We start from the raw sequence: 12,117 nt of genomic DNA on the forward strand, positions 1-12,117 counted from the left end.
AACAACCCGATGATTCGTAAAGGAAATCGACTTGCCGTGTACGCGGTTTGATAGGTTCGCGGAAGGCAACGTACAATCGATCTTCCACGCATACCGGATCACTCGCGGCTGCGCCGCCCTTCCCTCATCATGCAAACGCAGACCCATCCGCTGATTTCCCCCGCCGTCGGCACCGAACGCCAGATCACGAGCTTCCACTACGGCCCGCGCGGCGCGAAGAAGGTCTACATCCAGTCGTCGCTGCACGCGGACGAACTGCCCGGCATGCTGGTCGCCGCGCTGCTGCGCCGCAAGATCGCCGCGCTCGAGACGGCCGGCAAGCTGCGCGGCGAGGTGGTCATCGTCCCCGTTCCGAACCCGATCGGCCTGTCGCAGCACGTGTTCGGCGATCACCTCGGCCGCTTCGAGCTCGGCTCGATGCAGAACTTCAACCGCAATTTCCACGATCTCGCGGCGCTCGTGATGCCGCGCATCGAAGGCCGGCTGACGAACGACGCGCAGCGCAACCTCGCCGCGGTACGCGCCGCGATGCGCGAGGCGCTCGACGAACAGAAGCCGCGCACCGAGCTCGAATCGCAGCGCCTCGCGCTGCAGAAACTGTCGTTCGACGCCGACATCGTGCTCGACCTGCATTGCGACAACGACGCGGTGATGCATCTGTATACGAACCCCGATCTGTGGGAAGACGTCGAGCCGCTGGCGCGCTATCTGGACGCGCAGGCGTCGCTGCTCGCGCTGAATTCGGTCGGCAATCCGTTCGACGAGATCCACAGCTTCTGCTGGTCCGATCTGCGCGGCCGGTTCGGCGATCGCTTCCCGATCCCGAACGGCGCGATTTCCGTCACCGTCGAACTGCGCAGCGAGCGCGACGTGTCGTACGAGTTCGCGGAGAAAGATTCGCAAGCGATCGTCGAATACCTGACCGAGCGCGGCGTCATCGACGGCACGCCGGCGCCGCTGCCGCCGCTCGCGCATCCGGCCACGCCGCTCGCGGGCACCGATCCGCTCGTCGCGCCGGTGTCGGGCGTGATCGTGTTCCGCACGCCGGTCGGCGCGTGGATCGAAGCCGGCCAGGACGTCGCCGACATCGTCGATCCGCTGACCGATCGCGTGATCACGCTGAAGAGCAGCGTGTCCGGCGTGCTGTACGCGCGCCAGGTTGTGCGCTTCGCGACCGCCGGGATGGAAGTCGCGCGGATCGCCGGCGCGACGCCGATCCGCACCGGGTCGCTGCTGTCGGCCTGAGCCCCCGGGCCGCCCGAGCGGCCGGCCCGTGCGCCGCATCGCGGCGCGCCAACGAAATCGCCCGCTTGCGCGGGCGATTTGCTTTCCGGTCCGGCGCGATGCCCGGCGACGCGGCCGGGCATCGGCCGACGATCAGAACGCCGGCACGATCGCACCGCCGAACTTCTGGTCGATGAACTTGCGCACGTCGTCCGATTCATAGGCCGCGACGAGCTTCTTCACCCACGGCTTGTCCTTGTCCTGCGCGCGCACCGCGATCAGGTTCGCGTACGGCCCGCGCAGATCCTCGATCGCGATCGCATCCTTCACCGGCGTGAGCCCGGCCTTCACCGCGTAGTCGGTGTTGATCGACGCGGCGTCGAGGTCGGGCAGCGCGCGCGGCAGTTGCGCGGCATCGAGCTCGACGATCCTGATCTTCTTCGGATTCTCGGCGACGTCGAGCGGCGTCGCGTTCACGCCGTTCGTGCCGGCGCCCGCCTTCAGCTTGATCACGCCGTATTTCTGCAGCAGCAGCAGCGCGCGGTTGCCGTTCGACGGATCGTTCTGGATCCCGACTTTCGCACCGGTCGGCAAATCCTTCAGCGACTTGAGCTTCTTCGAATAGAAGCCCATCGGCGCCGTGTAGGTCAGCCCGACGTTGACGATCCGGTAGCCGCGCTGCTTGATCTGGCTGTCGAGAAACGGCTGGTGCTGGAAACCGTTCGCATCGAGATCGCCCGCGTCGAGCGCCGCGTTCGGCTGCACGTAGTCGTTGAATTCGATGACCTTGATCGCGAGGCCTTCGCGTGCGGCGACTTTCGTCACCTCGGTCCAGATCTGCGCGTCGGGGCCGCTCATCGTGCCGATCTTCAGCGTCTGGGAGTCGGCGTGCGCGCCGGGCGCGGCAAAGGCCAGCGCCGCGGCAAGCGCGCCGAGGCCGGTCAGGATCGAACGTCGCATGGTGTCCTCTTGTCCCGTGTCGTTGTTGAAGCGCGCATCGTGACACGGGGCCGGAACGGCACCAACCAAGCTTATTTCATGTGCATATTCCGGATCCCGATCGAATCTCAGCCGAAATCGGTATAACTCCCCGCTGTACAACCGGGCAGAATCCAGTGTCGCTTCGGCACCACAGATTCGTCATATGACAAAGCCTGTCACATTCATTACGTGGCCCGCCGATAAAGTTGCGACCGGTCCGTGAAAGCGCCCATAGAGAGAGCGCCGGAACCGCAACTGGACACGCCATTTATTCGCTCGGAGAATCCTTTGAACAAGAAACTGTTGACCATCGCCGTCCTCGCAGCAACGGCCGGCGCGGCACACGCACAAAGCAGCGTGACCCTGTATGGCGTCATCGATGCCGGTATCAGCTACGTGAACCACAGCAAGACCGCGAACGGCGGCAGCGGCAAGCTGTTCAAGTACGACGACGGCGTGGCCCAGGGCAGCCGTTGGGGCCTGCGCGGCACCGAAGACCTCGGTGGCGGCCTGAAGGCGATCTTCGTGCTCGAAAACGGCTTCAACAGCGGCAACGGCACGATCGGCCAGGGCGGCGCGATCTTCGGCCGTCAAGCCTACGTCGGCCTGAGCCAGTCGCAATACGGCACGGTCACGTTCGGCCGCCAGTACTCGTTCTCGACCGACATCCTCGGTTCGAACTACTCGACGGGCGGCAACACGGTCGCGGGTAACTACGCGTACCACGTGAACGACATCGACCAGCTCACGTCGAGCCGCATCAACAACTCGGTGAAATTCCAGAGCGCGAACTACGCCGGCTTCACGTTCGGCGCGTTGTACGGCTTCTCGAACTCGACCGACTTCGCCGGCGCACCGTCGACGACGACGGGCACCACGACGACGGCCGGTTCGTCGCGCGCATACAGCTTCGGCCTGAACTACGCGAACGGCCCGTTCGCACTCGGCGCCGCATACACGGACATCCGCTTCCCGAGCCAGTCGACGCCGGCATTCTCGACGTCGATCGCGAACATCGCGCTGACGAACATCCGCGACCTGCGCACGTACGGCGTCGGCGGCCGCTACATCTTCGGCCCGGCAACGGCATGGCTGCTCTGGACGCGCACGCAGTTCACCCCGATCGCGGCTGGCGCGTCGGGCACGTTCTACAACGCGTATGAAGCAGGCGTGAAGTACGCGATCACGCCGGCCCTGTCGGCAGCAGCGGGCTACACGTACACGAACGCCACGCAAAGCGGCAACTCGGCGCACTGGAACCAGGGCAACCTGGGCCTCGACTACGCGCTCAGCAAGCGTACGGACGTGTACGGCCTGGTCGTCTACCAGAAGGCGTCGGGCAACGGCGTGCAAGCGCAAATCGGTTCGAGCACGAGCTACTTCAGCACGTCGGGCAACGGTTCGTCGAACCAGCTGGCCGCTCGCGTCGGTATCCGTCACAAGTTCTAAAGCATCCGATTAACTCGTCCGCGCATGTCGCGGACGACGACGGCAAGAAGCGCCCCGCTCCACGCGGGGCGCTTTTTTATGGGCTTTTAAGTTTCGCTTAATTCTGGGCTGAGAGGATGCTCTCACCCCCCCTGTTGGCCGCCTGAGCATCGGCGGCTTTTTTTTTGAGACCCACTACGGCACCGCCATCAACTGCCCACAAGACAGGATCGGAGCCCAAGATGATCGAAGATACCGTTTTCAGCCATCTGCACGCGATTCTGACGCGCCGGCATTCGCTGCCGGTCCAGAGCTGCCGCGTGTCGGTCGAAATGCAGCGCCCGTGGGGCCGCCCGTACCGGCTCGTCGAATGGACGATGCATCTCGACGCACCCGCGCGGCGCCAGATCGTGCCGGCCGAATCGACCGACGAAGAAATCGCCGAGGTCGTGGCGTCGCACGTGCCGGGCCGCCTGTACGGCGACGGCCGGCTGCAGTTCTGATTCCCCCCGCTACCCGCCATTACCCGCCGTTGCCCGCATCGCGGCCGGCCCGCACGCATCGTGCGGCACTCGGTCTCGTTTGACGCGGCAACGAAGTCTGCTACGCTGCGCGTTTTCGTCCACGCAACACACGATGGAAAACGCATTCAACGAACGCGGCGTGATGGTCACCCGCAACGGCCTGTCGGCCGCCGGGCAGGTCTTCCCGCTGCGTGACATCCGCAACGTCGATGTCGTCAAGATTCCGAAAAATCGCCTCGTGCCCTGGCTGATCTCGCTGATCGGCGTGGCCACCGCCGTCGCAGGCGGCATCGGCGCATCGAGCGCCGCGCTGGTCGTCGGCGTGATGCTCGCGGTCGTCGGCTATCTCGCCTGGACCACGCAGGACATCACCTACCGCCTGATGGTCGAGATGCCCGACGGCAAGCGCGAAGCGCTGTCGAGCGTCGACGCCGAATTCGTCGAGCGCGTCGCGCAGGTCGTGCGCGATGCACGGACGGCGACGGCCGCCGGCTGATTTCCGCTGCGCGCGCCGACCACCTACTATGAAATGAGCGGCACGCCGCCGCGTCGTTCGAGGAGGTCGGCATGAACGCCCAATCGCTGTCCGGCATGCTGCGCGCGCAGGAACTGCTGCTCGTCTCGATGATCCGAGCGCTGCCGCCCGACACACGCAGCGCGCTCGTCGACCTCTACGCCGAACAGCTCGCGTTCGCCGAACAGGCCGGCTTCGAAGGCCACGGCGATCGCGCGACGCACGATGCGTTCATCGCGCATGCGCGCAACCTGCTGATTCGTATCGAATCGCTGGCCTAGGGCCAGCCTGCTTTCACCGCATGTCTCGCCGCGCGCGGATCGCCCGATCCGCGCCGACGGCGCGCGTCCGCACGCGCCGCTTTTCGCCCTTGTATTGATAATGATTCCCATTTACACTGGCGAAATTATCAATTCCCTTTCAATTCGCCGTTCGCCGCCAGTCGCGCGCGAACGGGCCAGCCAGGTGAACGCGTCACCCAGCCAGCCTTCGGGCTAGTCATCGTCAATGGGAGACCACCTGTGCATTGCCATCCACTCGCGCGGCGGCCGATCTGTGCCGCGTTGTTCGGCGCGTTCGGCCTGTCCGCCGCCCCGGCTCATGCCGATTCGCCGCCGCAAGGCGCCAATCCGCCACCTGCCGTCCTGACCGCCGCCGCGTCCACGCGCGGCGATGCGGCGCTGCTCGACCCCGTCACCGTCACGGCCACCCGCACCGCCACCGCCGCGAGCCGCACGGCCGCGTCCGTGTCGGTGATCACCGACGACGATCTCGAAGAACAGCAGGCCACCAACATCAAGGATGCGCTGCGCTACGAGCCGGGCGTCACGGTGCGCCGCACCGCGTACCGCCCCGGCAGCGCCGCGCTCGGCGGCGGCCGCGACGGCGATTCGAGCATCAACATCCGCGGCCTCGAAGGCAATCGCGTGCTGCTGATGGAAGACGGCATCCGCCTGCCGAACGCGTTTTCATTCGGCCCGCTCGAAGCCGGCCGCGGCGACTACGCCGATCTCGACATGCTCAAGCGCATCGAGATCCTGCGCGGGCCGGCATCGGCGCTGTACGGCAGCGACGGGCTGACCGGCGCGGTGAACTTCATCACGAAGGATCCGCGCGACCTGCTGTCGATCTACGGCAAACCCACCTACTTCTCGTTCCGGCCGAGCTACGACTCAGCCGACCGCAGCATCGGCGCGACCGTGTCGGCCGCGGGCGGCAACGAACGCGTACAGGGGATGATCATCGCCGACGGCCGGCGCGGCCACGAGGTCGACACGCGCGGCGGCAACAACTCGGCGAGCACGCTGCGCACCACGTCGAATCCGCAGGACGTCTATTCGGAATCGCTGCTCGGCAAGCTCGTGCTGACGCCCACCGCGCGCGACTCGATCAGGTTCATCGCCGAAACCGTGCAGCGCCGCGTGAGCACCGACGTGCTGTCCGCGATCAACCCGCCGGCCACGCTCGGCCTTACGACCCACGACCGGCTCGAACGCAACCGTTTCAGCGTCGACTACGATTTCCGCGACGATACATTCCGCTGGTTCCAGACCGCCCATGCGCAGTTTTACTACCAGGACGCGAAGCAGGACCAGTACGCGTTCGAGACGCGCGGCCGGCAGCCTTCGCGTTCCCGCGACAACCAGTACAAGGAGCGCACGTTCGGCGGCGCCGCGTTCGCCGAAAGCGGCTTCTCGACCGGCCCGTTCGCGCACAAGCTGCTGTATGGCGTCGACGGCAGCGTGTCGCGCGTGACGAACCTGCGCGACGGCACGGTGCCGGGCGTCGGCGAGACGTTCCCGAACAAGGCGTTCCCCGACACCGACTACACGCTGTTCGGCGCGTTCGTGCAGGACCGGATCGGCTATGGCCGCCTGCTCGTCACGCCGGGGCTGCGCTTCGACACGTATCGCCTGAGCCCGACGCGGAACGATCCGCTGTTCACCGGCACCGCGGTGTCGACAAGCGCGAACGAAGTGTCGCCGCGCGTCGCGGTGCTCTACGAGATCGCGCCCGCGGTCATTCCGTACGTGCAGTACGCGCACGGCTTCCGCGCGCCGACGCCCGACCAGGTGAACAGCAGCTTCTCGAACCCCGTGTACGGCTACACGTCGATCGGCAATCCGAACCTGAAGCCCGAGACGAGCGACACGTTCGAAGCCGGCCTGCGCGGCAAGGCCGGCACCGGCTACGGCATCGTGCGCTACAGCGCGGCCGCGTTCACGGGCCGCTACCGCAACTTCATCTCGCGCACGACGATCGCCGGCAGCGGCCGCCCGGCCGATCCGTTCGTATTCCAGTACGTGAACTTCGCCGACGCGCGCATCCACGGCCTCGAAGGCCGCGCCGAATGGGCGATGCCGAACGGCATCACGCTGAAGACGGCAATGGCGTTCACGAAGGGCTCGACGCAGAACGACGGCGCGGCGAGCCAGCCGCTGAACACGGTCAATCCGTTCTCGGCGGTGTTCGGCGTGCGCTACGAACCCGGCGAACGCTGGTTCGTGCAGACCGACCTGCTGTTCCAGGCCGCGAAACGCGACAAGGACATCGACAAGTCCGACTGTTCGAACAAGACGTGCTTCTCGCCGCCGTCGTCGTTTGTCGTCGACCTGCGCGGCGGCTACCGCTTCAACAAGCACGTGAGCGCGACGATCGGCATCCGCAACCTGTTCGACCGCAAGTACTGGAACTGGTCGGACGTGCGCGGGATCGCCGCCGATTCGCCGGTGCTCGATGCATACACGTCGTCCGGCCGCACCGTCGCGGTCAGCATGAAGGTCGATTTCTGATGCGCGCCGCCCGCGCTGCCACCCCAACCGTTACTTGAAGGAGTCCGACATGATGCAATCCGCCCTTCCCGGTCAGCCGGCCACGCCGGCCCGCGCGCCTGCCGCGTTGCGCGACGCGTTCATCAAACTCAAGACCGAGCGCCAGCTGCGCAACCGCGACGTTGCGCAGGCGCTCGGCGTCAGCGAAGGCGAGGCGCTCGCCGCGTTCGTCGGCGAACACGTCGTGCGGCTCGACGCGCGCTTTCCGGCGATGTTCGAGGAAATGCCGCGCCTCGGCCGCGTGATGGCGCTCACGCGCAACGACACGGCCGTCCACGAGAAGGACGGCGAATATGCGCAGATGAGCCATGACGGCCCGGTCGGCCTCGCGCTCGGCGACATCGACCTGCGCATCTTCTACCGCCACTGGGCGTCGGCATTCGCGGTGCGCGACGAAACCGCGCACGGTCCGCTCGAGAGCCTGCAGTTCTTCGACGCGCAAGGTCATGCGATCCACAAGGTCTACCTGCGCGCGCACAGCGATCACGCGGCGTACGACGCGTTCGTCGAACGCTGGCGCGCGGCGTCGCAGGCGCCGGGGCTCGACGTCGCGCCCGCCGCGCCGAAAGCGCCCGAGCGCGCGGACACCGAGATCGACGTCGCGGGCTTTCGCGCCGCGTGGGACGCGATGACCGACACGCATCAGTTCTTCGGCATCACGCAGCGCTTCGGCGTGAGCCGCATGCAGGCGCTGCGCCTCGCCGATCCGCAATTTGCGTATCCGGTCGAAGCGGCACACGCGCTGCGTCACGTGCTCGAACGGGCCGCGTCGAGCGGCCAGCCGATCATGGTGTTCGTCGGCAATGCGGGCATGATCCAGATCCACACAGGCCCCGTCGCGAACGTGCGCGAGGTCGGCGCGTGGATCAACGTGCTCGACCCGGGCTTCAACCTGCATGTGCGCGAGGACCTGATCGCCGCCGCGTGGGTCGTGAAGAAGCCGACGAGCGACGGCATCGTCACGTCGCTCGAGCTGTTCGACCGGCAGGGCGACCACGTCGCGCTGCTGTTCGGCGAGCGCAAGCCGGGTCAGGTCGAACGCGACGACTGGCGCGCGCTCGTCGCGACGCTGCCGTCGGCGGCGCGCGGAGATGCACGGTGAGCGCGCGATCGTTCCTGCCGCGTCGCCGCGTCGTGCTCGCGAGCGCGGTCGCCGGTGCGCTCGCGGGCGCGCTGCCCGGTCGAGCGCGCCCGCAAGCCGCGCAAAAGCGCGTCGTCGTGATCGGCGGCGCGCTCGCGGAAACCGCGTTCGCGCTCGGCGGCGCCGACGCGCGCGGTTACCGGCTCGTCGGCGCCGACACGACCTGCACGTACCCGGACGCCGCGAAACGCCTGCCGAAGGTCGGCTATCAACGGGCATTGTCAGCCGAGGGGCTGCTGTCGCTGCGCCCCGATCTCGTGCTCGCGTCGGCGGAAGCCGGCCCGCCTGCCGCGATCGCGCAAGTGAAAAGCGCGGGTGTCGCGGTGACGACGTTCAACGAGCGGCATGACGTCGACTCGGTGCGCGCGAAGATCACCGGCGTTGCGCAGGCGCTCGACGTGCGCGACGCGGGCGCCGCGCTGCTGCGGCGCTTCGATCGCGACTGGCAGGCCGCCCGCGACGCGGTCGCCGCGCGCGTGCCCGGCGGCGCGCAGCCGCCGCGCGTGCTGTTCGTGCTGAACCATACGGGCAACCAGGCGCTCGTCGCCGGCCAGCGCACGGCCGCCGACGCGATGCTCCGCTACGCGGGCGCGCGCAACGCGATGCAGGGCTTCGATCACTACAAGCCGCTGACGACCGAGGCGCTGGCCGCCGCCGCACCCGACGTCGTGCTGATCTCCGACGAAGGGCTCGCGGCGGTCGGCGGCCGCGACGCGCTGCTCGCCGCACCCGGCTTCGGCGCGACGCCGGCCGGCCGCGCGCGGCGCGTCGTGTCGCTCGATGCGCTGTTCCTGCTCGGCTTCGGCCCACGCCTGCCGCTCGCCGTCACGACCCTGCACCGGCGCCTGTCGGATGCGCTCGCCTGATTCCGGATCGACACGATGCCCGCTCACGCTTCGCCTTTCCCCGCACGGTCGCACGTAGCGCGCACCGGCGCCGCGCGCGTCGGCGCGTCACGCCGCATCGCGCCCTTCGCGCTGGCCGCGCTTGCCGTCCTCGTGTGCGCCATGTCCGTCGTCGCGCTGTGCGTGGGCGCGTATCGCATTCCGTTCGCGGAAGCCTGGGCCGCGCTGAGCGGCGACCCGGCCGCGCAACAGGCACGCGCGGTGCTGGTCGACATCCGCGCGCCGCGCGTCGTGCTTGCGCTGCTGGTCGGCGGCGGCTTCGGCGCGGCCGGCGCCGCGATGCAGGCGCTGTTCCGCAACCCGCTCGCCGATCCGGGGCTCGTCGGCGTGTCGAGCGGCGCGGCGCTCGGCGCGACGACGACGATCGTGCTCGGCCCCGCGCTGTTCGCCGCGCATGCAGGCGCGGTCGCGCTGCCCGTCGCCGCGTTCGCGGGCGCGCTCGCGGTCGCGGCGCTCGTCTACCGGCTCGCCGCGTCGCGCGGCCGGCTCGCGCTGCCGCTGCTGCTGCTCGCCGGCATCGCGATCAACGCGCTGGTCGGCGCGGCGATCGGGTTGCTCACGTTCGTCGCCGACGACGCGCAACTGCGCTCGCTGACCTTCTGGAGCCTCGGCAGCCTCGGCGGTGCGCAATGGCCCGCGCTGGCGGCCGTCGCGCCGTGCGTCGCGATCGGCTGCGTGCTGCTCGCGCGCGACCGTGACGCGCTCAATGCACTGCAGCTCGGCGAGACCGAGGCGTTGCATCTCGGCGTGCCGGTGCAGCGGCTCAAACGGCGCGTGCTCATCGCGGTTGCGCTCGCGGTCGGCGCGCTCGTGTCGTGCGCCGGCATCATCGGTTTCATCGGCCTCGTCGCGCCGCACTGCGTGCGCCTCGCGTGCGGCCCCGACCAGCGCGTGGTGCTGCCCGGCGCCGCATTGCTCGGCGCGCTGCTGACGCTCGCCGCCGATCTCGCCGCGCGCACCGCCGCCGCGCCCGCCGAGATTCCGCTCGGCGTGCTCACCGCGCTGCTCGGCGCGCCGTTCTTTCTCGCGCTGCTGTGGAAAAGCCGCGGCGCGCTCAGCGGCTGATCCTTCCTTCGCTCATCATGCTGACCGCCCAACATCTCGACGTCGCCCGCCGGCACCGCATCGTTCTGCACAACCTGTCGCTGTCGATCGAACCCGGCCGCGTGACCGCGCTGCTCGGCCGCAACGGCGCAGGCAAGAGCACGCTGCTGAAGATCCTGGCGGGCGAACTGACCGGCAGCGTCGCGCCGAGCGGCGTGCGCGTAACCGGCGACATCACGCTGAACGGCGAACCGCTCGCGCGCATCGACGCGCCGCGGCTCGCGTGCCTGCGCGCCGTGCTGCCGCAGGCCGCGCAACCGGCGTTTCCGTTCAGCGTCGACGAAATCGTGCTGCTCGGCCGCTATCCGCATGCACGATGCGGCGGCGCGCGGCACGTGATCGCACACCGCGATCGCGACATTGCGTGGCAGGCGCTCGAACGCGCGAGCGCCGAGACGCTCGTCGGCCGCGACGTCACGACGCTGTCCGGCGGCGAGCTCGCACGCGTGCAGTTCGCGCGCGTGCTCGCGCAGCTGTGGCCGGACGACGACGCAACGGAAAACGGCCCGCGCTACCTGCTGCTCGACGAACCGACCGCCGCGCTCGATCTCGCGCATCAGCACCGGCTGCTCGACACCGTGCGCACCGTTGCGCGCGAATGGCGGCTCGGCGTGCTCGCGATCGTCCACGATCCGAACCTCGCCGCGCGGCACGCGGATACGATCGCGATGCTCGCGGACGGCACGATCGTCGCGCAGGGCGCGCCGCGCGACGTGATGACGCCCGCCCATATCGCGCAGTGCTACGGATTCGCGGTGAAGATGGTGGAAACGGGTGACGGGTCGCCACCGGTCATGGTGCCGGCGTAGCGCACGCGTGCCGTCGCATCCGTGCGGCGGCCTCGCTCAATGCTCGACGTCCGCGACGCCGAACGTCCGCATTTTCCATCCGAGCCGCACCGCAAGCATGCGCGTCGTGAAGCCCGCCGCCAGCGCGACCATCGACGCCAACCCGGCATCGATGCCGAGATGCTGGATCCCGACGTACAGCGTGCCCGTGAAGAACGCGACGCTCGCATACAGTTCCTCGCGCAGGATCAGCGGCATCTCGTTGCACAGCAGGTCGCGCAGCATCCCGCCGCACACGCCGGTGATCGCGCCGGCCAGCACGACGATGATCGGCGCGCTGCCCGTCGACGCGCCGATATCGCAGCCGATGATCGTGAACGCCGCGAGACCGATCGCGTCGACGGTGACGAACAGCGTCTTCATCCGCGCGACGTGCCGCGCGGCCCACGACGCGACGGTCGCCGCGGCGAGCGTGATCACCAGATATTCGGGATGCGCGATCCAGCCGAGCGGATAGTGGCCGAGCAGCACGTCGCGCACCGTGCCGCCGCCGAGCGCCGTTACCGCGCCGACGAGCGCGAGCCCGAAGCGGTCCATCCCGCGCCGCATGCCCATCAGCGCGCCCGACATCGCCTCCGCGACGATTGCGATCAGATACAGCGTATGCATCGCGCGCC

General features: G+C 68.5%; 12 protein-coding genes. 10 read left to right on the forward strand and 2 right to left on the reverse strand.

Translation table 11 applies throughout. The features are described from left to right. Positions 1-129: 129 nt before the first annotated feature. Entirely contained in the window at positions 130-1,245 is a 1,116-nt protein-coding gene (locus WS45_RS02570; RefSeq protein ID WP_059698010.1) for a succinylglutamate desuccinylase/aspartoacylase family protein, read from the forward strand. 132 nt (positions 1,246-1,377) lie between these two features. Here WS45_RS02570 and WS45_RS02575 read toward each other — a convergent pair whose 3' ends face one another. Continuing rightward, complete coding sequence (locus WS45_RS02575; protein WP_059689331.1) at positions 1,378-2,184, reverse strand: MetQ/NlpA family ABC transporter substrate-binding protein; 807 nt, start codon at positions 2,182-2,184, stop codon at positions 1,378-1,380. A 309-nt stretch (positions 2,185-2,493) separates the two neighbouring features. Between WS45_RS02575 and WS45_RS02580 the strand changes: the two genes are divergently transcribed. From WS45_RS02580 to WS45_RS02620, 9 genes are all read left to right on the forward strand, one after another. Continuing rightward, positions 2,494-3,654 carry a porin gene (locus WS45_RS02580; RefSeq protein ID WP_059528606.1) on the forward strand — a complete coding sequence of 387 codons (1,161 nt, stop codon included), beginning with the start codon at positions 2,494-2,496 and terminating at the stop codon, positions 3,652-3,654. A 221-nt stretch (positions 3,655-3,875) separates the two neighbouring features. Next, positions 3,876-4,136, forward strand: a complete 261-nt coding sequence (locus WS45_RS02585; RefSeq protein ID WP_059528608.1) for a DUF2866 domain-containing protein — start codon at positions 3,876-3,878, stop codon at positions 4,134-4,136. Between the two features lie 133 nt (positions 4,137-4,269). Next, on the forward strand, positions 4,270-4,653 hold the full coding sequence (locus WS45_RS02590; protein WP_059528611.1) for a DUF6232 family protein: 384 nt from the start codon (positions 4,270-4,272) through the stop codon (positions 4,651-4,653). A 71-nt stretch (positions 4,654-4,724) separates the two neighbouring features. Then, positions 4,725-4,952, forward strand: a complete 228-nt coding sequence (locus WS45_RS02595; RefSeq protein ID WP_059528614.1) for a hypothetical protein — start codon at positions 4,725-4,727, stop codon at positions 4,950-4,952. 240 nt (positions 4,953-5,192) lie between these two features. Then, on the forward strand, positions 5,193-7,463 hold the full coding sequence (locus WS45_RS02600) for a TonB-dependent hemoglobin/transferrin/lactoferrin family receptor (RefSeq protein ID WP_059698012.1): 2,271 nt from the start codon (positions 5,193-5,195) through the stop codon (positions 7,461-7,463). Positions 7,464-7,512: 49 nt separating this feature from the next. Next, positions 7,513-8,604 (forward strand): hemin-degrading factor, encoded by a 1,092-nt coding sequence (locus WS45_RS02605; protein ID WP_059698013.1) that lies wholly within the window; start codon positions 7,513-7,515, stop codon positions 8,602-8,604. Further along, positions 8,601-9,509: a heme/hemin ABC transporter substrate-binding protein gene (locus WS45_RS02610; RefSeq protein WP_059698016.1), complete on the forward strand. Its 909-nt coding sequence runs from the start codon at positions 8,601-8,603 to the stop codon at positions 9,507-9,509. The genes WS45_RS02605 and WS45_RS02610 overlap by 4 nt, the downstream gene beginning before the upstream one ends. Before the next feature lie 15 nt (positions 9,510-9,524). Next, positions 9,525-10,613, forward strand: coding sequence for a FecCD family ABC transporter permease (locus tag WS45_RS02615; RefSeq protein ID WP_059698018.1), 1,089 nt, complete (start codon positions 9,525-9,527; stop codon positions 10,611-10,613). A gap of 17 nt (positions 10,614-10,630) precedes the next feature. Beyond that, complete coding sequence (locus tag WS45_RS02620) at positions 10,631-11,461, forward strand: heme ABC transporter ATP-binding protein (protein WP_059698224.1); 831 nt, start codon at positions 10,631-10,633, stop codon at positions 11,459-11,461. 36 nt (positions 11,462-11,497) lie between these two features. On the opposite strand, the gene WS45_RS02625 is transcribed toward WS45_RS02620, so the two are convergent. Then, a complete protein-coding gene (locus WS45_RS02625) occupies positions 11,498-12,109 on the reverse strand; it encodes a trimeric intracellular cation channel family protein (protein ID WP_059698020.1) in 612 nt (203 codons plus the stop codon). Positions 12,110-12,117 lie beyond the last annotated feature (8 nt).

The organism is Burkholderia sp. RF2-non_BP3, assembly GCF_001522185.1.
In the GTDB taxonomy this organism is placed as follows: domain Bacteria; phylum Pseudomonadota; class Gammaproteobacteria; order Burkholderiales; family Burkholderiaceae; genus Burkholderia; species Burkholderia diffusa.

Coding starts and splice junctions, on each gene's coding strand:
- WS45_RS02620 (WP_059698224.1), top strand. CDS start 10,631: ATGCTGACCGCCCAACATCTCGACGTCGCCCGCCGGCACCGCATCGTT.
- WS45_RS02625 (WP_059698020.1), bottom strand. CDS start 12,109: ATGCATACGCTGTATCTGATCGCAATCGTCGCGGAGGCGATGTCGGGC.
- WS45_RS02595 (WP_059528614.1), top strand. CDS start 4,725: ATGAACGCCCAATCGCTGTCCGGCATGCTGCGCGCGCAGGAACTGCTG.
- WS45_RS02570 (WP_059698010.1), top strand. CDS start 130: ATGCAAACGCAGACCCATCCGCTGATTTCCCCCGCCGTCGGCACCGAA.
- WS45_RS02590 (WP_059528611.1), top strand. CDS start 4,270: ATGGAAAACGCATTCAACGAACGCGGCGTGATGGTCACCCGCAACGGC.
- WS45_RS02585 (WP_059528608.1), top strand. CDS start 3,876: ATGATCGAAGATACCGTTTTCAGCCATCTGCACGCGATTCTGACGCGC.
- WS45_RS02575 (WP_059689331.1), bottom strand. CDS start 2,184: ATGCGACGTTCGATCCTGACCGGCCTCGGCGCGCTTGCCGCGGCGCTG.
- WS45_RS02615 (WP_059698018.1), top strand. CDS start 9,525: ATGCCCGCTCACGCTTCGCCTTTCCCCGCACGGTCGCACGTAGCGCGC.
- WS45_RS02605 (WP_059698013.1), top strand. CDS start 7,513: ATGATGCAATCCGCCCTTCCCGGTCAGCCGGCCACGCCGGCCCGCGCG.